Source organism: Marinobacter sp. BW6 (assembly GCF_008107725.1).
Classification (GTDB): Bacteria; Pseudomonadota; Gammaproteobacteria; order Pseudomonadales; family Oleiphilaceae; genus Marinobacter.
Genome location: NZ_VIRN01000064.1, coordinates 1,277,195 through 1,301,041, shown reverse-complemented (window position 1 = coordinate 1,301,041; position 23,847 = coordinate 1,277,195). Strand labels below are relative to the sequence as shown.

At 57.8% G+C, this 23,847-nt stretch carries 21 protein-coding genes and 1 pseudogene; 14 read left to right on the top strand and 8 right to left on the bottom strand.

What is annotated here, in order from left to right:
- Positions 1-15 precede the first annotated feature (15 nt).
- Positions 16-468: an Lrp/AsnC ligand binding domain-containing protein gene (locus tag FMN52_RS14635; protein WP_148609310.1), complete on the top strand. Its 453-nt coding sequence runs from the start codon at positions 16-18 to the stop codon at positions 466-468.
- Positions 469-489: 21 nt separating this feature from the next.
- Here FMN52_RS14635 and FMN52_RS14630 read toward each other — a convergent pair whose 3' ends face one another.
- Entirely contained in the window at positions 490-2,463 is a 1,974-nt protein-coding gene (locus FMN52_RS14630) for a sigma-54-dependent Fis family transcriptional regulator (protein ID WP_148609309.1), read from the bottom strand.
- A gap of 337 nt (positions 2,464-2,800) precedes the next feature.
- Here FMN52_RS14630 and FMN52_RS14625 point away from each other — a divergent pair, with 337 nt between their 5' ends.
- Entirely contained in the window at positions 2,801-4,603 is a 1,803-nt protein-coding gene (locus tag FMN52_RS14625) for an NAD(P)/FAD-dependent oxidoreductase (RefSeq protein WP_148609308.1), read from the top strand.
- 50 nt (positions 4,604-4,653) lie between these two features.
- Here FMN52_RS14625 and FMN52_RS14620 read toward each other — a convergent pair whose 3' ends face one another.
- A complete protein-coding gene (locus FMN52_RS14620) occupies positions 4,654-5,247 on the bottom strand; it encodes a phenylacetic acid degradation protein PaaY (protein WP_148609307.1) in 594 nt (197 codons plus the stop codon).
- A 385-nt stretch (positions 5,248-5,632) separates the two neighbouring features.
- Between FMN52_RS14620 and paaG the strand changes: the two genes are divergently transcribed.
- The 11 genes from paaG to paaZ all read left to right on the top strand — a co-directional run bounded on the left by paaG (position 5,633) and on the right by paaZ (position 17,182).
- The gene (gene paaG / locus FMN52_RS14615; protein WP_148609306.1) at positions 5,633-6,424 is read left to right on the top strand and encodes a 2-(1,2-epoxy-1,2-dihydrophenyl)acetyl-CoA isomerase PaaG; all 792 of its coding nucleotides are present in this window, start codon (positions 5,633-5,635) and stop codon (positions 6,422-6,424) included.
- A 3-nt stretch (positions 6,425-6,427) separates the two neighbouring features.
- Positions 6,428-7,948, top strand: a complete 1,521-nt coding sequence (gene paaH, locus FMN52_RS14610) for a 3-hydroxyacyl-CoA dehydrogenase PaaH (RefSeq protein WP_148609305.1) — start codon at positions 6,428-6,430, stop codon at positions 7,946-7,948.
- Entirely contained in the window at positions 7,945-8,391 is a 447-nt protein-coding gene (paaI, locus tag FMN52_RS14605) for a hydroxyphenylacetyl-CoA thioesterase PaaI (protein WP_148609304.1), read from the top strand. Before paaH ends, paaI begins: the two co-directional genes overlap by 4 nt.
- Positions 8,388-9,635: a 3-oxoadipyl-CoA thiolase gene (pcaF, locus tag FMN52_RS14600; RefSeq protein ID WP_148609303.1), complete on the top strand. Its 1,248-nt coding sequence runs from the start codon at positions 8,388-8,390 to the stop codon at positions 9,633-9,635. Before paaI ends, pcaF begins: the two co-directional genes overlap by 4 nt.
- A gap of 59 nt (positions 9,636-9,694) precedes the next feature.
- Positions 9,695-11,005, top strand: coding sequence for a phenylacetate--CoA ligase PaaK (gene paaK, locus FMN52_RS14595; protein WP_148609302.1), 1,311 nt, complete (start codon positions 9,695-9,697; stop codon positions 11,003-11,005).
- Positions 11,006-11,333: 328 nt separating this feature from the next.
- Positions 11,334-12,326, top strand: coding sequence for a 1,2-phenylacetyl-CoA epoxidase subunit PaaA (gene paaA / locus FMN52_RS14590; RefSeq protein WP_088827366.1), 993 nt, complete (start codon positions 11,334-11,336; stop codon positions 12,324-12,326).
- A 17-nt stretch (positions 12,327-12,343) separates the two neighbouring features.
- Positions 12,344-12,625 (top strand): 1,2-phenylacetyl-CoA epoxidase subunit PaaB, encoded by a 282-nt coding sequence (paaB, locus tag FMN52_RS14585; protein ID WP_088827364.1) that lies wholly within the window; start codon positions 12,344-12,346, stop codon positions 12,623-12,625.
- A gap of 12 nt (positions 12,626-12,637) precedes the next feature.
- Positions 12,638-13,402, top strand: a complete 765-nt coding sequence (gene paaC / locus FMN52_RS14580; protein ID WP_148609301.1) for a 1,2-phenylacetyl-CoA epoxidase subunit PaaC — start codon at positions 12,638-12,640, stop codon at positions 13,400-13,402.
- Positions 13,386-13,955, top strand: coding sequence for a 1,2-phenylacetyl-CoA epoxidase subunit PaaD (gene paaD, locus FMN52_RS14575; RefSeq protein WP_148609300.1), 570 nt, complete (start codon positions 13,386-13,388; stop codon positions 13,953-13,955). Before paaC ends, paaD begins: the two co-directional genes overlap by 17 nt.
- A gap of 13 nt (positions 13,956-13,968) precedes the next feature.
- On the top strand, positions 13,969-15,048 hold the full coding sequence (gene paaE / locus FMN52_RS14570; RefSeq protein ID WP_148609299.1) for a 1,2-phenylacetyl-CoA epoxidase subunit PaaE: 1,080 nt from the start codon (positions 13,969-13,971) through the stop codon (positions 15,046-15,048).
- A gap of 88 nt (positions 15,049-15,136) precedes the next feature.
- Positions 15,137-17,182 carry a phenylacetic acid degradation bifunctional protein PaaZ gene (gene paaZ, locus FMN52_RS14565; RefSeq protein ID WP_148609298.1) on the top strand — a complete coding sequence of 682 codons (2,046 nt, stop codon included), beginning with the start codon at positions 15,137-15,139 and terminating at the stop codon, positions 17,180-17,182.
- 123 nt (positions 17,183-17,305) lie between these two features.
- On the opposite strand, the gene FMN52_RS20010 is transcribed toward paaZ, so the two are convergent.
- The 6 genes and pseudogenes from FMN52_RS20010 to FMN52_RS14540 all read right to left on the bottom strand — a co-directional run bounded on the left by FMN52_RS20010 (position 17,306) and on the right by FMN52_RS14540 (position 22,565).
- Positions 17,306-18,010, bottom strand: a complete 705-nt coding sequence (locus FMN52_RS20010) for an ABC transporter ATP-binding protein (protein ID WP_240339515.1) — start codon at positions 18,008-18,010, stop codon at positions 17,306-17,308.
- A 210-nt stretch (positions 18,011-18,220) separates the two neighbouring features.
- A pseudogene (locus tag FMN52_RS20005) lies at positions 18,221-18,649 on the bottom strand (hemerythrin domain-containing protein); the annotation flags it as partial.
- 38 nt (positions 18,650-18,687) lie between these two features.
- Complete coding sequence (locus FMN52_RS14555; protein ID WP_148609296.1) at positions 18,688-19,446, bottom strand: ABC transporter ATP-binding protein; 759 nt, start codon at positions 19,444-19,446, stop codon at positions 18,688-18,690.
- Complete coding sequence (locus FMN52_RS14550) at positions 19,443-20,450, bottom strand: branched-chain amino acid ABC transporter permease (RefSeq protein ID WP_148609295.1); 1,008 nt, start codon at positions 20,448-20,450, stop codon at positions 19,443-19,445. The genes FMN52_RS14555 and FMN52_RS14550 overlap by 4 nt, the downstream gene beginning before the upstream one ends.
- Positions 20,450-21,325 (bottom strand): branched-chain amino acid ABC transporter permease, encoded by an 876-nt coding sequence (locus FMN52_RS14545; RefSeq protein ID WP_148609294.1) that lies wholly within the window; start codon positions 21,323-21,325, stop codon positions 20,450-20,452. The genes FMN52_RS14550 and FMN52_RS14545 overlap by 1 nt, the downstream gene beginning before the upstream one ends.
- An 82-nt stretch (positions 21,326-21,407) precedes the next feature.
- Positions 21,408-22,565 carry an ABC transporter substrate-binding protein gene (locus tag FMN52_RS14540; protein WP_148609293.1) on the bottom strand — a complete coding sequence of 386 codons (1,158 nt, stop codon included), beginning with the start codon at positions 22,563-22,565 and terminating at the stop codon, positions 21,408-21,410.
- Positions 22,566-22,871: 306 nt separating this feature from the next.
- On the opposite strand from FMN52_RS14540, the gene paaX reads away from it, so the two are divergent.
- Positions 22,872-23,840 (top strand): phenylacetic acid degradation operon negative regulatory protein PaaX, encoded by a 969-nt coding sequence (gene paaX / locus FMN52_RS14535; RefSeq protein WP_148609292.1) that lies wholly within the window; start codon positions 22,872-22,874, stop codon positions 23,838-23,840.
- The last annotated feature ends 7 nt before the right edge of the window (positions 23,841-23,847 follow it).

The window sequence follows — 23,847 nt, the reverse complement described above, 5'->3', positions numbered from 1 at the left end:
TCTGGAACAGACAACATGGCCGAATTGGATCGAATAGACCAATCCATTATCCGCGAGCTACAGAAGAACTCCCGGATCACGGTAACCGAGCTTGCGTCCCGGGTAGGCCTTTCCAAAACCCCTTGCCAGGTACGGATGCGTCGACTTGAAGAGCACGGCTATATCACCGGTTACACGGCGCTGGTGAACCAGACCAAACTGGGCCTCAGCCACATTGCTTTTGCACAGGTCACATTGAATGACACCAGCAGTGGTGCGCTCTCTGCCTTCAACAAGGCCGTTCAGAATGTCTCGGCAGTGGAACAATGTCACATGATTGCCGGCAACTTCGATTATCTGTTGAAAGTCAGAACCCGGGACATGCAGGAATACCGGCAGGTTCTTGGGGAGGAGATTTCGGCCCTGCCCCACGTGCTGCAGACAAGTACCTTTGTGGTTATGGAGAACGTGAAGGACGCGGGTATCTGACACCTGGCACGACGCGCCCCACTACTTCCTTTCCGTACCAATGCCTTTTCCGAGAAAGCGGGGCAGAATAATGCCCTGCTGTCCAATCCACCGGTAAATTGTTGGTCGCGAAACATCGAACTGCCGAGCCACCTCTGAAATATTCCACTGATGGACCTGAAGCGCATCCAGCAACGGGGTCGATTCCGGTTCCGTGCCGGCCAGGTCTCCAGCTGAAGGCGGCATCCGATCGGACACACATTCTTCCGGCAGATCGTAAGCCGTTATCTCGCCGCCATGGCACGTTGCCTCGGCAAATGTCAGGGCGTTGACCAGTTGTCGAATATTTCCCGGCCAATCGAAGGCCAGAAGCGCGCTCACCGCATCGGCGCGTAAGCGAACCTCCGGAAGGCTTCCGCTGACAATCAGGTTTTCCAGCACCGACTGGATAACGTGCAGGCGGTCTGCCCGCTGCCTTAACGGCGGCAGTTTCAGGCAAGCACCGTTGAGTCGATAGTAAAGGTCCGCACGAAATTCACCACGCGCGATCAGCTGAGACAGATCCTGGTGGGTTGCGGCGATAACCCGGCAGTTCACGCGAACCGGTCGATCTGAGCCTATCGGAAGAATTTCGCCCTCTGCCAGAACCCTCAGTAATCGGGTCTGGAGCTGCAGCGGCATATCGCCAATCTCGTCGAGGAACAAGGTGCCACCATCCGCTTGCTGAATCAGCCCTCGCATACCCTTGTTCCGCGCGCCTGTGAAGGAGCCTGCAACGTAGCCAAACAACTCACTCTCAATCAGCGATTCCGGAATTGCCGCACAATTGACCGCCACAAACGCCTGTCCGCTCCGATTGCTCGAATCATGGATAGCGCGGGCAAGAATCTCTTTTCCGGTACCTGTTTCGCCAAGAATCAGCAAACCCACATCCCTATTCCGAAGTCGCTTGGCCAGACCAAGCGTGCGCCGCATGACTGGGTCATCAGCCGCAAGGATATCGAGCCCGGGAACCCGCTCGTCGGCAGCAAGCGTTTCAACCTCAGCCGGCCTGGATGACACGATGCGAGGCTGAATCAGGGCAGCAAAGAATGTATCCCCGCTTCCCTGGCGCCGGAAGGCCCGCACCTGATCGTCCTGATCGAACGGAATGCTCCAGATGTCGTCCAACTGGCATTCGAACAGCTGGGTAAGGTCCGGATTCTGATCCGTCCTTTTCTCCAGGTGCATATCCTCAATCAGCTCTCGCCCGGCTGTATTGCTAGCTTCGACGCGCCCCGCCTCATCAATGGCAAAGAGATACTGACCGTTGACCTGTACAAACTCCCGCGACTTATCGCACCGAAAAATCACCTGACTCCGGTACCTGCGCAGGAAATAGGCATCTTCAATCATCCGCGCGTAAAGTTGAGTCAGGTTCAGAGCGAAGGTCTGACTGTAACGCGCCTCAGGGGAGTCCAGAGCGGAAATGTCCAACACCGCCAGAAGTTCGCCCGAAGGGTCCCTGATGGGCGCCGATGTGCAGGTCAGGCTGATATGGGTGGCATCAAAATGATCGACCCGATGACAGGTCAGTGGCAGCTGTTCCGCGATACAGGTGCCAACCGCGCAAGTGCCAGCGTACTGCTCACTCCAATCGGCTCCCAAATAAAGTCCCGCCTGTCGCAGGCGTCGGTCGGACCGCCGGTCGCCCAGGTACTGCACCGTAATTCCGCGATGGTCCGTCAGAAGCAGCACGTACCCCAAATGGCAAATCATCCCATATAGCTGTTCGACGCCGGCCCTCGCCACGTTCAGGAACTCATCCACAGAATCCTGATGTTCCCGAAGCGTCTGCTCTGTGACGATACGTGCGCTACGTGGCCGACTCGGATCCAGCCCGTATTCCGTAAGGCAACGCGTCCACGAGCGTCCGATCAGCTCCGTCTCGGGAAATGAATGTGCAGGCTGAACGCCATCCACATAACTGAGGATGTTGTCGATGTGTTGACGCTTGGCAAGTTGTTGCGTGGTCATGCAAAGCTCCTGACCCGACGGGCTCTTGTGGTTGTCATCTGTCGGAGGACTACTGCAATATTTATTCAGCTTATACCCTTAACACTTCTCCCCGCATCCTCCTTTAGTACCAGCCAGTAGATTACACCTGTAACGTCGGCAAGCTGGCGGACATGACAGCTGTAATGCACTGAGGCAGAAATTGGCACTGGAGCTTGCACTTCCGCTCATTCAATCCCCCAAAAGACGCCAATCATTTCAGATACCTGGAAGCTCTGGGTGCGCGGAACCGCAACTTGGCACAGCAGCTGCTACGACCACTCTGCAAACAAAAACAATGCAACAGTGGAGATCAGTAATGACGCAGCAACCCAGCACACCCACGCAAAAAGCAGAACAGTGGCTCGCCGGTTTCGAGGAAACCCTGCGATCCGACGCCCCCGAGCAGGCTGCCAATCACTTTGAGGAAGGAGGCTACTGGCGAGACCTCGTTTCGATGACCTGGAACATAAAGACCATGGAGGGGCGGCCAGAGATACAGGATATGCTCGCCAGCGCCGCCAAAGACCGCCGCCCCCATAACTGGCAAGTTAGTGAAGAAGCCACAGACCAGGACGGTGTTATCGAAGCCTGGGTCACCTTCGAAACTACCGACGCTCACTGCAAAGGGCACTTGCGGCTCCGTGACGGGAAAGCCTGGACTCTTCTGACCACCATGCAGGAGCTTCGGGAATTTCCTGAAAAACGCAATCACCTGCGCCCCAAGGGCGCTCAGCACGGCGCGAGCAAATCTCGCAAGACCTGGCTCGAGGCCAGACAGGAGGAAGAACAAGAACTCGGTTACAGCAAACAGCCTTATTGCGTGGTGATCGGTGGTGGCCAGGGAGGCATCGGCCTGGGAGCGCGTTTGCGGCAACTGGACGTCCCTACCATCGTTATAGAGCGCAACCCAAGGCCCGGCGATTCCTGGCGCAACCGTTACAAGTCCCTTTGTCTTCACGACCCGGTGTGGTACGACCACATGCCCTACATCCCCTTCCCCGACCACTGGCCTGTTTTCTGCCCCAAGGACAAGGTTGGTGACTGGCTGGAGATGTACACCAAAATCATGGAGCTGAATTACTGGAGTTCAACGGAATGCACCGGCGCCCGCTTTGATGAGCAGCATCAGGAGTGGGTCGTTGACGTGGTCCGGGATGGAGAAAGAGTTACCCTCCGCCCAAAACAGCTTGTATTGGCCACCGGTATGTCCGGCATCCCCAATATCCCCAACATTCCGGGCATGGACAGCTTTGAGGGAGAACAGCATCACTCCAGCAAGCACCCGGGCGGGGAAGCCTACAAGGGCAAGAAATGCATTGTGCTGGGCTCCAATAACTCAGCCCATGACATCTGTGCCGCCCTCTGGGAAAACGATGCCGACGTGACCATGATTCAGCGTTCTTCCACCCATATCATCAAGTCCGACACACTCATGGACCTGGCACTGGGTGGACTCTATTCAGAGCAGGCAGTCGAAAACGGCATTACCACCGAAAAGGCCGATCTGACTTTCGCGTCCCTCCCCTACAGGATCATGCCTGAATTCCACAAACCGGTTTACGAGCAGGCGCAGGAACAGGATGCGGATTTCTACAACCGCCTGAGGAGAGCAGGCTTCATGCTGGACTTCGGTGATGATGGCTCTGGCCTGTTCATGAAGTACCTACGGCGTGGCTCCGGCTATTACATTGATGTCGGCGCTTCGGAACTCGTCGCCCAGGGGGAAATCAAGCTGAAAAGCGGCGTGACCATCGAACGCGTTAACCCACGATCGGTGACGCTGACCGACGGCACCGAACTTCCAGCAGACCTGATTGTGTATGCCACCGGCTTCGGATCAATGAATGGCTGGGCTGCCCGAATCATTTCTCAGGAAGTTGCCGACAAGGTCGGAAAATGCTGGGGCATGGGTTCTGACACTACCAAGGACCCCGGGCCGTGGGAGGGAGAGCTGCGCAATATGTGGAAACCAACCCAGCAGGAGGCGCTCTGGTTCCACGGTGGCAATCTGCACCAATCCCGACATTACTCCCGCTATCTGGCTCTGCAGCTGAAAGCACGCATGGAGGGGCTGGAAACGCCTGTTTACGGATTACAGCCAGTCCATCACTTGTCCTGATACAGCAGGCGGCCCCGAACCGAGGACGCTCGGGGCCGCCTTGCAGTTCATCACTGCTCGTACTTCGGCTTGTAACCCCCTGCGTCCACGCGGGCCCGATCCTGGTCGGCTTCGGCCAGTGGCTGGACCTCCTCCAGGCTGGCAAGAGAACGCAACGTCAGTCGCTGGTACTCCTCGGTTCCCTTTTTCTTCCAGGCAATTTCCTTGTCGCTGAGCATCCGCATTACCTTGGCTGGTGAGCCAACGATCAGCGAGCCTGGCTCACAGGTGAATTTCGCTTTTACGAAGGCGCAGGCACCAACAATGGAACGAGGCGCGATATGGGCCTCATCCATCACCACCGCATTCATTCCGACCATGGCATCCTCGCCGACAATGCAACCGTGCAGAATCGCCCCGTGCCCGACATGACCATTCTTCTCGACAACCGTGTCCATTCCCGGGAAGGCATGCATCACACAAGTGTCCTGCACATTGGAACCCTGCTTGAGAACGATCCGACCGAAATCCGCACGTAACGAAGCCGCCGGTCCCACGTAGCAATCCGGCCCAATCCAGACATCTCCAATCAGAACGGCGGTGGGGTGCACATAGGCGGACGGGTGAACGACGGGAACAACGCCTTCTATACTGTAGCTGGGCATAACGATCTCCTGGTTAGCCGGGCCCGGCAGCGATCCGCCATACACCGGAATGAAACGTGGGACCCGAAAAGTTATTGTGATTCATTTTCTGTATCACATTATCCTTTTCCGGGAGTTTTTTGATACCCCGGCAGCGGTTTCAGGTGTTAAATCGACCACCATTATGCAGGGAATGCCAGAGCCCAAATAAAATTTCATCGACTTTTCAGGTATATAGCACTGACAAACTATCGCGCCCTACTAAAGTGATACAAAACCAAGCCAGCACAATCCTTGACGAGTATCAATTCTAAGATATACTCATTTTCCACGATCGATAGCACCGTGCCGACCAAGGACACCTTTCACGCTATCCCCCTACAACAAACAACAGGACAACAACGCCATGACTCAGCCGAGCATTCTTCTTGAAATCGATCAGGGCGTGGCTCTGCTTACCCTGAACCGTCCAGACAACCTGAACAGTTTCAATGTCGAAATGCACGAACGCATGCGTGATGCCATCAGCACCGTGCGCAAGGATGAGTCTGTCCGTGTACTGGTCATCACCGGCTCCGGCCGGGGCTTTTGCGCGGGGCAGGATCTCTCCGACCGCAGCGTTTCCCCGGATCAGGAAATGCCGGATCTTGGCGCCTCTCTGGAAAACTACTACAACCCGCTGATGCGTAGCCTGCGGGATCTGCCGATGCCCGTGCTGTGTGCCGTGAACGGTGTGGCGGCTGGTGCCGGCGCCAATATCGCCCTGGCCTGCGATATTACTCTTGCAGCCCGCTCAGCCAATTTCGTTCAGGCCTTCTGCAAACTGGGTCTGGTGCCCGATTCCGGCGGCACCTGGACTCTGCCCCGCGTAGCCGGCATGGCTCGGGCCAAGGGCATGGCGCTTCTGGGTGACAAGATCAGCGCCGAGCAGGCCGAAAACTGGGGCATGATCTGGCGCTGTGTCGATAACGACCAGCTCATGGAAGAAACCATGAAACTTGCCCGCCATTTCGCGACCCAACCCACCAAGGGCCTTGCGCTGATCAAGCGCGCACTGCACGCCAGCGCCAGCAATACCTTTGAAGAGCAGATCAACCTGGAGCGCGATCTGCAGCGCATGGCCGGACAAACCGAAGACTACCGCGAAGGCGTTGGCGCCTTCATGGAAAAACGCACGCCGAACTTCAAGGGGAAATAAGCCATGCCGGCACTGGATACTCAAACCAAAGTCGCCGTCGTCGGCGCCGGAGCCATGGGCTCCGGCATTGCCCAGGTGGCCGCCCAGGCAGGCCATCAGGTTTACCTGCACGACCAGAGAGAGGGAGCGGCTGAGGCAGGCCGTGACGGTATTGCCAAACAACTTCAGCGTCGTGTCGACAAGGGCAAGATGCAGCAACAGGAACTGGACGATGTTATCGGCCGGATTCACCCGGTCGCGAACCTGGATGATGTTGCCGATGCCGGGCTGGTGATCGAGGCCATCATCGAGGATCTCCAGATCAAACGTCAGCTGCTGGCCAACCTCGAGAACCTGTGTGCCGGGGACGCGATCCTCGCCACCAACACCTCCTCCATCTCTGTGACTGCCCTCGGCGCTGAAATGAACAAACCCGAGCGCCTGGTAGGCATGCACTTCTTTAACCCGGCGCCCCTCATGGCCCTGGTAGAAGTTGTCATGGGGCTGGCGACCAGCCAGGCCGTCGCCGATACCGTTCATGCCACGGCAACCGCCTGGGGCAAGAAACCGGTCTACGCGACCTCGACTCCCGGCTTTATCGTAAACCGCGTGGCCCGTCCGTTTTACGCGGAAAGCCTGCGCCTGCTGCAGGAACAGGCCACCGACGCCGCCACCCTGGATGCCATCATCCGCGAAGCCGGCCAGTTCCGGATGGGTGCCTTTGAGCTGACCGACCTGATCGGCCATGACGTCAACTACGCCGTGACCAACTCGGTCTTCAATTCCTATTACCAGGACCCGCGCTTTCTGCCGTCGCTGATCCAGAAAGAACTGGTGGAAGCCGGCCGTCTGGGTCGCAAGAGCGGCCAGGGTTTCTACCCCTATTGCGAGGGCGCCGAAAAGCCCCAGCCTCAGACACAACCGGCTCAGCAATCGGATGAGTCCGTGGTTATTGCCGAAGGCAATCCCGGTGCAGCCGCTCCGCTGCTGGAGCGTCTCAAAGCTGCCGGCCTGACGGTTGTGGAGCGCGACGGCCCGGGGCAGATCCGTTTTGGCGATGCGGTACTGGCACTCACCGACGGCCGAATGGCTACCGAACGTGCCGCCAGCGATGGCATCGCCAACCTGGTGCTGTTTGATCTGGCTTTCGACTACAGCAAGGCCTCCAGGCTTGCCCTGGCGCCAGCCGACCAGGCCTCCGAGGCAGCACTTACCTGCGCTTGTGCTTTACTGCAGAAAGCGGGTATTGCCGTCAGCGTGATCGCTGATCGCCCTGGCTTGGTGATCATGCGCACCGTTGCCATGCTGGCCAACGAAGCCGCCGATGCCGCCCTGCATGGTGTGGCGACAATCGCGGATATCGACCTTGCCATGAAAGCAGGCCTCAACTATCCCGACGGCCCGCTGAGCTGGAGCGACCGCCTTGGTGCTGGCCACGTGTTCAACGTGCTCACCAATATCCAGAACAGCTACGCAGAAGACCGCTATCGCCCTGCCCTGCTGCTCCGGAAGAACGCATTTGCACAGAAGGGGTTCTATTCATGAGCGAGATGGATCCGCAAGTACTCGCCGAAGAATGCGCCAAGGCCATGTTCGCGCGGGACCGCGCCAGCCAGAAGCTGGGCATGAACATTGAGTCTGTCGCCCCCGGTAAAGCGGTCATCACCATGACCGTGACAGGCGACATGATCCAGGGCCACGGCTCCTGCCATGGCGGCTACCTGTTTACCCTGGCCGACTCTGCGTTTGCCTTTGCCTGTAACAGCTACGACCGGGCCACCGTTGCCTCCGGTTGCAGCATTGATTACATGTACGGCGCCAAAGAGGGTGACCAGCTGACCGCCACCGCCGAAGAGCAGGCCCGGGGCGGCCGCACCGGCGTTTACGACATCACATTAACCAATCAGGATGGCCGCAAGGTTGCCCTGTTCCGGGGCCGTTCCTACGAGGTTCGTGGCACCGTACGCAATTCGGAGGAAACTGCATGAGCACCGACAATACCCTTAAAGACGCCTACATCGTCGATGCCATCCGCACCCCCATCGGTCGTTACGGCGGCGCTCTCTCCGCTGTACGTGCAGATGACCTGGGCGCCATTCCCATTAAAGCGCTGACCGAACGCCACCCGGATCTGGACTGGTCGAAAGTTGACGACGTCCTCTACGGCTGTGCCAACCAGGCCGGCGAAGACAATCGCGACGTTGCCCGCATGTCCCTGCTATTGGCAGGCCTGCCGGTGGACGTGCCGGGCAGCACCATCAACCGTCTGTGCGGCTCCGGTATGGATGCGGTCGGCAGTGCAGCCAGGGCCATTCGCACCGGCGAAACCCAGCTGATGATTGCCGGAGGTGTTGAATCCATGTCACGGGCTCCCTTCGTTATGGGCAAGGCCGAGTCTGCATTCAGCCGCAAGGCGGAGATTTTTGACACCACAATCGGCTGGCGCTTTGTAAACCCGCTACTGAAAAAGCAGTACGGCATCGATTCCATGCCCGAGACGGCGGAGAACGTTGCGGCCGATTTCAGTATTTCCCGGGAAGACCAGGACGCGTTCGCCCTGCGCAGCCAGCAGCGCACCGCGGCTGCCCAGAAAGAAGGCCGGCTGGCCGCTGAAATCACGCCGGTCACCATTCCCCGCCGTAAGCAGGACCCGCTGGTGGTGGACACCGACGAGCATCCCCGGGAAACCAGTCTGGAAAAACTTGCCTCTCTGCCAACCCCGTTCCGTGAGAACGGCACAGTGACTGCAGGCAATGCCTCCGGCGTGAACGACGGTGCCTGCGCACTGCTCCTGGCGGGAGCCGATGCCCTCAAGCAGTACAACCTCAAACCCCGCGCCCGCATTGTTGCCATGTCAACGGCCGGTGTGGAGCCGCGGATCATGGGCTTTGGCCCGGCACCGGCCACCCGCAAGGTTCTGGCCACTGCCGGCCTGGAGCTGGCCGACATGGATGTTATCGAGCTTAACGAGGCGTTTGCTGCCCAGGCCCTGGCGGTGACCCGTGACCTCGGCCTGCCGGATGATGCCGAGCACGTGAACCCGAACGGTGGTGCCATCGCCCTGGGCCACCCTCTGGGCATGAGCGGTGCCCGGCTGGTGACCACCGCCCTGAACGAACTGGAGCGTCGTCACGCCGCGGGCCAGAAGGCCCGATATGCCCTGTGCACCATGTGCATCGGCGTTGGCCAGGGGATCGCGCTGATTATTGAACGGACGGATGCGGTGGCCTGAGGCCACCCACCAACAAGAACAAAGACCATTATTCGACAAGAACAACGCAGGACAGAACCATGACCTTACCACTGCAAAAACTTGGCAAACTTGACCGCATGGAAACCGCCAGCATTGATGAGCTGCGCCACGAACAGCTGCAGCGTCTGCGCTGGAGCGTAGTCCATGCCTACACCAACGTGCCTTTCTATCGCAAAGCATTTGATGACATGGGCCTGAAGCCCATGGACATCAACTCCCTGGAAGACCTGGCCAAGGTACCATTCACCACCAAGGCGGATCTGCGGGACAACTACCCGTTCGGTATGTTTGCCACCCCAATGTCCGACGTGGTTCGGGTGCACGCGTCCAGTGGTACCACCGGCAAGCCAACCGTGGTCGGTTACACCCAGAGTGATATCAACACCTGGGCCGACATTGTGGCACGGTCCATCCGGGCCGGCGGCGGTTCTCGTGGCGACAAGGTTCATGTAGCTTATGGCTACGGTTTGTTCACCGGCGGCCTGGGCGCACACTACGGTGCCGAACGACTTGGCTGCACTGTCATTCCGATGTCTGGCGGCCAGACCGAGAAGCAGGTCCAGTTGATCAAGGACTTCGAACCGGACATCATCATGGTTACGCCGTCCTACATGCTGAACATTGCCGACGAAATGGAGCGTCAAGGCATTGATCCCCATAAACTGCCCCTACGGCTCGGCATTTTCGGCGCAGAGCCGTGGACCAACGCCATGCGTTCGGAGATCGAGGAGCGCCTGGGCATCGAGGCTCTGGACATCTACGGCCTGTCCGAAGTCATGGGTCCGGGCGTGGGCATGGAGTGCATTGAAACCAAAGATGGCCCGACCATCTGGGAAGACCACTTCTATCCGGAAATCATCAACCCGGAAACCGGCGAAGTTCTGCCCGACGGCGAATACGGTGAGCTGGTATTCACTTCTCTAACCAAGGTGGCCCTGCCGATTCTGCGCTACCGCACCCGTGACCTCACCCGCCTGCTCCCGGGCACAGCGCGCCCGATGCGTCGGATCGACAAGATCACCGGCCGCAGCGACGACATGCTGATTATCCGTGGCGTCAACGTGTTCCCGAGCCAGATCGAGGAACAGGTTCTGAAGTGCGAGGCCCTGGCGCCTCACTACGAGATCGAGGTTTACAAGGATGGCAATCTGGACTGCGTGGACATCCGGGCCGAATTGAAACCTGGCGCAACAGACACCCCCGAGAGTCGTGCGGCAGCAGCCAAGGAACTGGCCCACCACATCAAGTCCTACATCGGCATCAGCACCCGTGTCGAGGTGGTGGAAACCAATCGCCTGGCTCGCTCGGAAGGCAAAGCCAAGCGCGTATTTGACCGCCGTAACAAGTAAATCAGACCAACCAGCAGAGAGTCAGACGGCAGCGGATGCCGCTGACTCTCGCGCCTTTACCCACCTGAAAGCCCCTGCAACTACCGATTTAAAATTGCTTTCCGTTTGCTGATCTCAATAGCATTTACTCACGTATCACTTTTTTTGTTATGTAAATCAGCACTATAAGATCTTATAAGGAAGCTTTCAGATATAACATGACACACAAAGACAGTTCTTGATATTTATTCAGTATCATATAATATGGAGCTAATGGCCTTCAGTCGTCACTGAGGGATCTCTGTTCACGGACAACAGAACAACAAGCCCGATCCGGAGGTATTTGTTTATGTACGCCCAGCTCGTTGAAACCGGCGCCAAGCGCCTCAAGACCAAAGAGGAAATGTCGCCTGAAGAGCGCGAGTTTCAGGAAAAGGTCGACGCCGAAACCAAGATCGAACCCAAAAACTGGATGCCGGAAGGCTACCGGAAGACCCTGGTTCGCCAGATTTCCCAGCACGCCCACTCGGAAGTGGTTGGTATGCTGCCGGAAGGCAACTGGGTCACCCGCGCGCCGACGCTCAAGCGTAAGCTCCAGCTGATGGCCAAGATTCAGGACGAAGCGGGCCACGGCCTGTACCTGTACAGTGCCATGGAAACCCTGGGTGCTGACCGTGATGAAGAGATCGAGAAGCTGCACCAGGGCAAAGCCAAGTACTCCAGCATCTTTAACTACCCGACCCTGAACTGGGCGGATATGGGTGCCGTTGGCTGGCTGGTGGATGGCGCCGCCATCGTGAATCAGGTAGTGCTTCAGCGCACCTCTTATGGCCCCTACTCCCGCGCCATGATCCGCATCTGTAAGGAAGAGAGCTTCCACCAGCGTCAGGGTTACCAGATCCTGCTGGACATGATGCGCGAAGGCACCGAGGAGCAGAAAGCCATGGTGCAGGACGCCATCAACCGTCTGTGGTGGCCGGCCCTGATGATGTTCGGACCGCACGATGATGAGTCCCCGAACTCCCAGCAATCCATGGCCTGGAAGATCAAGCGTAAGAGCAACGACGAACTGCGTCAGATGTTCATTGACCAGACCGTGCCGCAGCTCGAGTTCCTTGGCTGTACCGCGCCAGATCCGGACCTGAAGTACAACGAAGAAACCGGCCATTACGATTTCGGCGAAATCAACTGGCAGGAATTCTATGACGTTCTCAAGGGCAACGGTCCCTGCAACCGCGAGCGCATCAAGACTCGCAAGAACGCAATTGATGAAGGCGCCTGGGTCCGTGAAGCGGCCGTCGCCTATGCCGAAAAACAAAAACAGCGCGCGCAAGCCGCCTGATATCGGAGGATTAAAACATGTCTGAATGGCGCCTTTACGAAGTCTTTGTACGGTCCAAGCACGGCCTGAACCACAAACATGTGGGCAGCGTGCATGCCTCTGACGCCGAAATGGCCATGGAAAACGCCCGCGACCTGTATACCCGCCGCAGCGAAGGCGTGAGCATCTGGGTGGTTCCCTCTGACACGATCACAGCGTCCGCGTCCGATGAGAAGGAAGTACTTTTCGATCCGTCGGAAGACAAGGTTTACCGGCATGCTTCCTTCTACAAGCTGCCCGATGAAGTCGGACACATGTAAGGAGCGGTACCAATGACACAAGCAGAAGCATTAAAGGAATACCTGCTGCGCCTGGCAGATTCCGACATGATCCTGGGCCAGCGCCTGTGCGAACTGTGCGGCAAGGCCCCGGCACTTGAGGAAGAGATGGCACTGATGAACGTTGCCCTCGACCTCGTCGGCCAGGCCCGCAACTGGTACGAGTATGCAGCCGAGCTGATCGACGATGGCCGGGATGCAGACAAGCTGGCATTCCGTCGCGACGCCCATGACTATCGTAACCTGCTGCTCACCGAGCAGCCCAACGAGGATTACGCCGTCACCATGGGCCGTCAGTTCTTCTTTGACGTGTGGCATTACTTCACGCTCAAGAGCCTGACCGAATCCAGTGATGAGCGCGTTGCGGGCATCGCAGCCAAGGCTCTGAAAGAGGCGACCTACCACTTGCGTCGTTCCTCGGAGTGGGTGAAGCGTCTGGGCGATGGTACCGAAGAAAGCCACCGCCGCATGCAGGAAGCCGTCGATATCCTCTGGCGCTTTACCGGTGAGCTGATCACTCCCGACGACACCGATCGTGTGATGGCCGAGGCGGGCGTTGGCCCCGATCCTGACCAGCTGGCCAAAGACTGGCGCGGCATGGTCAACGAGGTGCTCACCCAGGCAACCCTGACGCCTGGCGCGGAAGACGCCTGGATGTACATGGGCGGCAAGCACGGCGAGCACACCGAACACCTCGGTTTCATACTGGCAGAAATGCAGTTCCTGCAGAGGGCCTATCCCGATGCCACAACATGGTGATTCAGACAGCCGGTCAGCTGTCGACATTCTGATTGCCAGTGATCGGGTGCCGGCAAATGCCCGCCCCGATCTGCTGACAGAGGACGACATCTGGGCACTTCTTGAAGAGGTCAAAGACCCGGAAGTGCCGGCAGTCAGTGTCGTGGAGCTCGGCATTGTCCGGGCAGTGCACTGGGACGGCAAAGAGCTGTCCATTGATGTGACCCCGACCTACTCCGGTTGCCCGGCCACCGAATTGATTGAGGAGCTCATTGCAGAAGCCCTGCGTGCCGCAGGCTTCCGGCATCCGAAAATCAAACAGGTGCTGACCCCTGCCTGGACCACCGACTGGATCACAGACGAAGGCAAAGAGAAGCTTCGGGCATTCGGAATCGCACCACCCGAGGGCAGCTCCAGCAAGATGAGCCTGCTCGGGGAACCGGAAATCATTGCCTGCCCCCACTGCGGCAGCAAGGATACCGAACGGGTCAGCGAGTTCGGGTCCACCGCGTGCAAAGCCCTTTATCGTTGCAAGGAATGCCTCGAGCCCTTCGACTATTTCAAATGCATCTAGAGCCGATACGATCATGAACAAATTCTACTCACTGACCCTCAAAGAGGTCAGACCTGAAACAAGAAACGCCGTATCACTTGCTTTTGACGTGCCAGCAGACCTGGCAGACAAGTTCCATTACCAGCAGGGCCAGCACCTGATCGTGCGAACCAAGCTGGATGGCGAGGAAGTTCGCCGCTCCTACTCGATTTGCCGTAGCGTCAACGATCAGGAATTGCGTATTGCCGTCAAACAGGTTGCCGGCGGTCGTTTCTCCACGTTTGCCAACGAACAGCTCAAACCAGGCGAGACTCTGGAAGTCATGCCTCCGCAGGGCCATTTCTCCATCGATCTGGACCCGGAGCGTGAGGGCAATTACCTGGCCGTTGCCGCCGGCAGTGGCATCACCCCGATCCTGTCGATCGTGAAGACCACACTGGAAACCGAACCCAAGAGTGAGGTCACCCTCTTCTACGGCAACAAGGCCACCAGCAGCACCATGTTCCGTGACGAGCTGCAGGACCTGAAGAACGAGTACATGTCCCGCCTGAACCTGGTGTACATCTTCACCCGCGAAGAACAGGACATCGACCTGTACAACGGCCGCATTGATCACGAGAAGTGCGACAAGCTGTTTGACCACTGGATTAATGCCAAAGAGCTGACTGCAGCCTTTATCTGCGGCCCCCAGCTGATGACCGAGACCGTGCGGGACTCACTGCTGAATCACGGCATGGACAAGAGCAAGATCCACTTCGAGCTGTTTACCCCGGCTGGCGGCGTGCCCCAGGCCCGGAAGGACAGGGATCCGGCCCACGTCGACCCCCAGTCGATCAGCGAAGTAACCGTCATTGCGGACGGCCGCTCCCTCACTTTCCCGCTGGTGCGCGACACCAAGAGCATCCTCGATGCCGGGAACGAAGAAGGCGCCGATCTGCCGTATTCCTGCAAGGCCGGTGTCTGCTCGACCTGCCGCGCCAAGGTCGTGGAAGGCGAAGTGGAGATGGACCAGAACTTTGCCCTGGAAGACTACGAGGTGGAAGCCGGTTACGTGCTTTCCTGTCAGTGCTACCCGATCAGCGACAAGGTGGTTCTGGACTACGACGAAATGTAGTTTCTGCCCCTAAAACAAGACACGAGCAAGGCAAGTCCCGCAGCAGCGGGACTTGCCTTCGCGTTTCAGAAACGAATGGAGTTCCCCCATGTCAGTCCTGAAAAGTTTCATTGCCGGCCAGTGGGTCGGTGAAAAGCCTGCCAAGGCTTTGCCCAGTGCGGTAAACGGCGAGATCGTCGCCCATACCCACGACGACACCCTCGATTTCAAGAACGCCGTTGAGTATGGCCGCAAGGTTGGCGGCAAGAACCTGATGGCCATGGATTTCCAGGAGCGCGCCCTGGCCCTCAAGGCCATGGCCATGTACCTCCAGGAACACAAGAAAGAGCTCTACGCCCTGTCCATGCATACCGGCTCCACCAAGGGTGATAACGGCATCGATATTGATGGTGGCTTTGGCACCCTGTTTTCCTATGCCAGCATGGGCCGGCGCGAGCTGCCGTCCGGCAACGTTGTTCACGAAGGTCCGGTAACACCGCTGGGCAAGAACAACCACTTCGCCGGCACCCATATCCTGGTACCCCGGGGCGGCGTGGCCGTTCACATCGATGCCTACAACTTCCCGGTGTGGGGCATGCTCGAAAAGTTTGCACCCACCTTCCTGGCGGGCATGCCCTCCATCGTGAAGCCGGCCACCTCGACCTGCTACGTGACCGAACTGGCGGTTCGCCTGATGCAGGAATCCGGCGCGCTTCCTGAAGGCAGTCTGCAGCTGATCATTGGCAGCACCGGCGACCTGTTTGAGCATCTGGAAGAGCAGGACGTAGTGACCTTTACCGGTTCCGCCGCAACCGCCCGCAAACTCAAGAACCATCCGAACATCATTAACCGTTCGATTCCGTTCAACGCCGAGGCCGATTCACTGAACAGTGCCATTCTGGCGCCGGACGTCACCCCGGAGCACGACGAATTCGACATCTTCGTGAAGGAAATACGCCGCGAAATGACCGCCAAGGCCGGTCAGAAATGTACCGCCATTCGTCGTATCCTGGTTCCGAAAGATCAGGTGAACGCGGTCTGCGATAAGCTCAAAGAGCAGCTCTCCAAGGTCACCGTGGGTGATCCCTCTGTCGAAGGCGTTCGCATGGGTGCACTGGCCTCCATCGACCAGCTGGAAGATGTGAAAGCCAACATCCAGGAATTGCTCAAGACCAGTGAGCTGGTTGTGGGTGGCGAAGGCAACTTCAAGGCTACCGGCGATGGCACCGAGAAGGGCGCGTTCATTGAGCCGCACCTGCTGCTGTGCCGGAACCCGGAAAACGGCTGTGGCGCCCACGATATTGAGGCCTTCGGCCCGGTTGCTACCGTAATCCCTTACGACACCATCGAGGACGCGGTTGAGCTTTGCTCCAGGGGCCGAGGCTCCCTGGTCACCACTCTGACCACCCGTGAGCCAGCCATTGCCGGCAAGATCGCGCCACTGCTCGCAGCCTTCCACGGCCGCCTGCACCTGCTGGACGCCGAAGCCGCGAAGGAATCCACCGGACACGGCTCTCCCCTGCCCATGCTGAAGCATGGTGGCCCGGGTCGCGCCGGCGGTGGTGAGGAACTGGGCGGTATCCGTGCGGTTCACCATTACCTGCAGCGCACCGCGATCCAGGGCTCCCCGAGCATGCTGGCTGCGGTTACCCGCGAGTATGTACGCGGTGCTGATCTGATCGAAACCGACGTGCATCCGTTCCGTCGCCACTTCGAGGACCTGCAGATCAACGAATCGCTGCTGACTCACCGACGCACCGTTACCGAAGCCGACATTGTCAACTTCGGCTGCCTGTCCGGTGATCACTTCTACATGCACTTTGATGAAATCGCAGCGCGGGACTCCCAGTTCGGCAAGCGTATTGCGCACGGCTATTTCGTGCTTTCCGCGGCGGCCGGCCTGTTCGTCTATCCGGGCGAAGGCCCCGTGCTGGCTAACTATGGTCTGGACACACTGCGCTTCATAGAACCGGTTGCCCCGGGAGACACCATCCGGGCGCGCCTGACCTGCAAGCGAAAGATTGATCAGGGTCGGACATCTCCGGACGGACATCCTCAGGGTGTCGTGGTCTGGGACGTCCAGGTTCACAACCAGAACGATGAAATGGTTGCGAGCTACGACATCCTGACACTGGTTGCCAAGAAGCCCGAGTAACTCCGGGCTTACCTGCTTTCTCCCTGTCTTGGACCCCAGGGAGAAAGCGTCAGGCAAATAAAAGGGGGACAGGTCGCAAGACCTGTCCCCCTTTTATTGGTGCAAGGAAAATCCCGGGCAGCTTTACATACCCAGATAAGCCTCTCGAACCTTCTCATTGCTGAGGAGCTCACGGCCCGTCCCTTCAATCACCACCTTGCCGGTTTCCAGCACATAGCCGCGATCCGCCAGCGCCAGCGCCTGGGACGCATTCTGCTCCACCAGGAAAATGGTGATGCCCTCTTCCTTGAGTTCTTTAACAATGTTGAAGATCTCTTCGATGATCAATGGCGCCAGCCCCATGCTGGGCTCGTCCAGAAGCAGCAGCCTCGGCTTGGCCATCAGGGCACGCCCCATTGCCAGCATCTGCTGCTGGCCACCGGAGAGCTCACCCGCGAGGTTGTGGCGCTTCTGGCGCAGAATCGGAAACTTGGTGTACATCCGCTCCAGATCATCCATCACCTCGGGCGTTTTCCCCCGGGTGTAGGCACCCAACAGCAGGTTGTCGTGAACACTCAGGTCCTTGAACACCTGCCTGCCTTCAGGCACCTGGACAATGCCATTAGCCACCCGCTGATCGGCACCGATCTTCGAAAGATCCTTGCCTTCGAAGGTTATCGCACCCCGGTCTGTCGGCTGCAGACCGGAGATAGTCATCAGCAGGGTCGATTTGCCTGCGCCGTTGGCGCCGACAAGCGACACAATCTCGCCGCTGTTGATGTGGATATCCACATCATGCAGAACTTCAATCTGGCCGTAGGAGGTCACCAGACCCTTGATGGACAGCATTTCCTGTTTGGCATGGGGTGCAGTCACCCGGTCCGCGTGCTTCAGGCCAAGGCCACCGAATTTCTCCGGGGTGTAGCTGACAATCTGGTGCCGCAGTTCACGGAATTCTTCCCGGACCCGCTCACCAAACAGCGGATCATTCTCCACGTCCCGCGCTTCAATGATCTGCTGCCAGTCTTCCTCGGTCAGTAGTTTACGGGCCCGCGGAATCACCACGCCCTCTTCCTTGCGGATGTGCTTGCGCAGGGCTTCCGTGAAACGCGCCAGGGCGTGACTGAATTCCTCGCGACCTTCCGGCCAGCCTTCTTCGCACTCAGCCAGCAACCGACGCAACTCCACCAGCTTTTCATGGCCAATAACGTAGCCCTTGGCCAGCTTCTCCAGCAGAGGCGCTGTCTCAGGAGACTTCTCACTGAGCCGCTTGTAGAGCTCGATATCAGTGGGCGTGCTATGAACCCGCTGGGAAAAGTGCTGAATGTAATTAAAAATTGTCGTCAGCAGCCGCTCATCCGGCCGCTGGTCGTTGAGGTTCATATCACTCAGAAGCTGATCCAGCAGATCCAGAATCCGCCACAGCGCCTGGTGTTCATGAACAATAATCCGTACGGCCTGCTCACTGCGTGACTGGGCAGGCGCCATTTCAGTGTTTTGCTCGCTCATGTGAAATGTCTCCTTGCTCAGCCACCCAGATAGGCGGCGATAACATCCGGGTTCTGGCGGATTTCCTCAGGGGTTCCTTCAGCCAGAACACGGCCGTAGTTAAGCACCAGCAACCGGTCGGATATCCCCATCACCAGTTTCATGTCGTGCTCAACCAGCATTACCGTGGTGCCCTGATCCGCGATTTTCCGGATCAGATCCTCCAGGGCAGCGGTTTCAACCGCATTCAATCCGGCTGCCGGCTCGTCCAGAAGAATCACCTTGGGTTCAGCGGCCAGCGCCCGGGCAATCTCCAGGCGTTTGAGGGCGCCATAGGACATCGCCGAGGCTTCCGTGTCGAGGTATTCACCACAACCCACGTATTCCATCAGCTCCGCGGCACGCTTGCGAGCGGCGGCTTCGTTGCGACGCAGGGACGGCAACCGGAACAGGGTGGTAAACAAGCTGCTCTTGAGCTGCAGGTGACGACCCAGCATCACGTTTTCGATGGCGGTCATGTTCATGCAGATCTGCATCTGCTGGAACGTGCGGCACATGCCTCGTTCCGCCAGCTCATTGGGCTCCAGCTTGGCGGTGCTCTCACCGTTCAGCAGGATCTCGCCTTTGGTCGGCGTGTAGAGACCGGTGATCAGATTGAACAGCGTCGTCTTGCCGGCACCGTTGGGACCGATAACGGAATAGACCTGCCCTGCCTCAACGGAGAAGCTGACACCCTCCACCGCATGCACACCACCGAAGGCCTTATCCAGGCCCTTGACTTCAACCAGTGCTGTCATGCCTCACCTCCCGCTTTTTTACGCATTCTTTTGGATACAAAAGCAGTCAGTGTGGGCAACAGCCCCTTGGGCATAAAAATCATGGTGAGCATCAGTATCAAGCCGAACATGACGTGCTCCAATTCCTGGAAATCCGCCAGAACCTGGGGCAAAAGCTTTAGCACCACGGCACCGAGAATCACACCGAAGGTAGAGCCCATACCCCCCAGTACAACCATGGTGATGAAGAGAATGGAGAATTCGAAACTTGCTACCGCGGGCGTGATAAAACCCTGGAAATGGGCGTACAGGCTGCCCATCAGGCTGGCGTAGATCGCAGAAATCACGAACACCAGGCTTTTGTATTTGGCCGTATTAACACCCACAACACTGGCGGCCACTTCCGAACCATGAACCGAACGCAGCGCCCGGCCAATCGGCGACTCAATGAGGTTCAGAGCAAACCAGACCGCCACCAGAAGCACAGCGCTGGCAAAGATATACCAGGCCTGGAAGCCTTCAATCTCGATACCAAATAACGAATAGCTTCCAAAAGCGCTCAACTGCCAGCCAAACACCTCGAATGCCGGCACCGGCATGCCGTCTGGCCCACCCGTGAGTGCCCGCTCGTTGTTCAGAATGATCGCAATAATGAAGCCCACAGCCAGGGTCGCCATGGAAAGGTAGTGCCCCTTCAGGCGCAGAATCGGCCGACCGACAATCCAGGCGATAAAGCCCACAACGATTGCCCCCACCACCAGCGCAGGCACAGACGACCAACCATAGGTGCCGGTCGCGATGCCGGTAAAGTAGGCGCCAAGACCGAAGAAGCCAGCGTGACCAAGACTGATCTGGCCAGCAAAGCCAACCAGGAGATTAAGGCCAACCACCGTGGCGGCAATGATCGCCATCTGGGTTACCAGTTCATAATGGAACGGGTTGCCCAGAAAAGCGGGAAGAATGATGAGAATCAGGGCCAGGACTACCAGCCCCCGGAGACGCGACTGCATAAAAGTGTTCAACATCAGACGCGCTCCACTACCTTGGCACCGAACAATCCACGGGGCATAAAGAAAAGCACCAGCAGAATCATGGAAAATGCCACGGCATCCTTGTAGTCGGATGAGATGTAGCCGGCCGCCATGGCCTCAACAATGCCCAGCGACAGTCCACCAACAACTGCACCGACACCGCTGCCAAGGCCGCCGATCGCAGCCGCCACGAAGCCCTTGAGCCCGAGAATGATACCGATATCGTAGGAAGTGAACGTGATCGGGGCGACCACAATACCCGCTACGGAGCCCAGCAGTGCTGAAACCATAAACGCCAGCATAAGAACCATCTGGGTCCGGATACCGACAAGGCGCGCCGCTTCCTTGTTCATGGACGTAGCCAGAATCGCTTTACCAATGAGAGTCTTGGTAAAGAACAGCACCAGGCCCACAACCAGGATCGCACCTATACCGAGAACCCAGAGACTCTGACTGTTCAACACCGCACCAAATACCTCAATGGGCTGGTCGGTACTGAAATTCTGCATCACGTGGTATTCCTTGCCCCAGACAACCTGAGCAATACCACGAATAAAGATCGACGCGCCGATGGTGATAATAATCAGGGTAACGACATCTGCCTGTTTGGCCGGTGCGATCGCGAACCGTTGCAAGGCAATGCCGAGGATGCCGGCCAGGATCACAGCCAACACGACCGCGAGGATCATGGGCACACCCATAGACGTAAGGGAAACCGTAGCCATGCCTCCAATCATCAGGAACTCGCCCTGGGCAAAGTTGATGACGTGACTGGCGTTATAGATCAGGGTAAAACCGAGGGCTATCAGGGCGTAGGTCGCACCGATAGTAATCCCGGTGAACAGGTACTGTAAGAATTCTGCGAGCATAGCGGTGGTTCCGGTCGAACATCGGCTGGCGATTGCCCCCGGGAAGGGGTCAACGCCAGCCGCGAGACAGGTTAAAGGAGGATCAGTTAATCAGTTTCCATTCGCCGTTCTGGACTTCCAGAATGCGGAAGGATTCTGGGTCAAGGCCGTTGTGGTCCTCCGGTGACATATTGAATACACCAGTTACACCGACATAGCCCTGAATGCTTTCCAGCGCGTTACGAACAGCCTCTGGATCAGTGGAGCCAGCTTCTTCCATGGCGCGAACTGCCAGCATCAGGCCGTCGTAGGCATAGGCACCGAAAGTGGACACCTTGGAATCCCAACGGGCTTCGTATTCAGCCTTGTAGTTCTGAACCACTTCCTTCTGGGGATCGCTATCCGGCAGAGAATCCGGCACCAGCAGCGGAGACGCGGGCAGACGGAGACCATCGGCTGAAGATCCGGCCAGCTCCAGGAAGCTGTCAGATGCAACACCGTGGGACTGATAGAACGGCAGTTCCATTCCCAGCTGGGCATAGTTACGGGTTACGATGGCCGGACCCTGACCAAAACCGAAGTTCAGCACCGCTTCCACGCCACTTGTGTTACGGATATTGGTCAACTGAGCGGTCATGTCTGTATCAGATCCGCTGTAGGTCACATCAGCTACAACTTCCATGCCCATCTGCTCAGCCACTTCCAGAGTCTGGGTGCGACCAGAGCTTCCAAAACCACCTGTGCCTGAAATCAGACCGAACTTGGTAATGCCTCGATCTTTCATGTCGGTCAGAATACGCTCTGCCGCCATGCGGTCAGTCTGGGGTGTCTTGAACACCCACTTCTTGACCGGGTCGGTAATAACAACCGCACCAGCCAGGGAAATGAATGGCACTTGAGCCTGTTCAATCAGCGGGACCGCCGCCATGGTGGCGCCGGTAGTGCTACCGCCAACAATGATATCGACCTGGTCCGAGCGGATCAGACGGCTGGCGAAGTTACGGGCAGAGGAAGCGTTGCCAACGTCGTCATAGTGAATCAGCTCCAGCTGACGACCAAGGACACCGCCTTCTTCATTGATTTTTTCGACGTACATCTCGAGCGTTTTCAGCTCAGGATCGCCAAGGAAAGACGCCGGGCCTGTCACAGACAGGAACGACCCGATCTTGATGGGTTCAGCTGCCTGGGCGCTCATCATCATGAGACCGGCGGCTGCAACGGCTGCGCATTTTCCTGCGCGACGAATCACTGTTTTAAACATTGTTTTTGTTCTCCCGAATTGTGCAGGGGCTTGAGTATGTTTTTGTGTCATCGTCCGTGACTACGACAGTCCCTATTCTTCGCTCCCGGTAAAATTCGATACCATTGACGAATATCAAACGAAGTTATTGTATCATAACTCTCGTGTCAACTGATTTCAGGGAGTGCGGCCACAGCTCTTTCAGTAAAGCCGACACCGGCGCAACGCGCCAGCACGCCTTACAGAAAGACAAACCTTTACCTGACACGTAAGAACCGCATAATACGTGCAACATGTTTCATTGATTCTTATTTGCGAACTCAGGCCATGACTGCAAAAAGCCAGCTAGAATTGCTCGTCAAGAATTTCCAGAAGAAGCGACCCCTGCGCGCGGGTTCGCTCATCATCACCATCTACGGCGATGCCATCGTCCCTCGCGGCGGCAATGTCTGGCTGGGCAGCCTGATGAAGCTGGTCGAGCCCATGGGCATCAGTCAGCGGCTGGTCCGCACCTCGGTGTATCGCCTGGTTCAGGAATCCTGGCTGCAGACCGAGAAAGTGGGCCGTTGCAGTTATTACAGCCTCACTGGCCCGGGTCTACGCCGGTTCGAACAGGCTTTCCAGCACGTCTACAACCTCGACACTGAGGAATGGAGCGGAAGCTGGTGCCTGGTGTATCTGAACCAGTTGTCTCCGGAGCTCCGGCAAAAAGTTCGAGAGGAACTGAAGTGGCTGAGTTTTGGCAGCATGGCGCCGGGCTTGATGGAGCATCCCCGATTTACCCGCAGCGAGCTAATCCCCATGCTTCAGGAATGGGGAGCACTGGAAGACACCATTGTTATGCAGACCATGCCCATGGAGCAGAAGAGCCCAAAGGCCCTGAGGCTGCAGGTTCGCGAAAGCTGGAACCTTGAGGAACTGGGCGGCCGGTACAGGCGTTTCCTGAGCCAGTTCCGCCCCTTGTGGCGGGAACTTCAGACCGAGGACACCCTCGGCCCCGAGGAGTGCCTGATTCTCCGGATCCTCCTGATCCACGAATACCGTAAGATTCTTCTGAGGGACCCACTGCTGCCTGACGAACTGTTACCCGGTGACTGGGAAGGCCGAAGCGCCAAACAACTGTGTCGAAACCTGTATCGACAAATCTACGTGCGGGCGGAGCAATGGCTGGACGAGAACCTCGAGAACGCCTCTGGCCCACTTCCAGGGCCGGGCGAGAAGTTTTACAAGCGCTTTGGTGGCTTGAGAGATACGGCAGCCCAGACGGATTCGAACACAGAATCGGAAGCGCTCTAACCGCTAA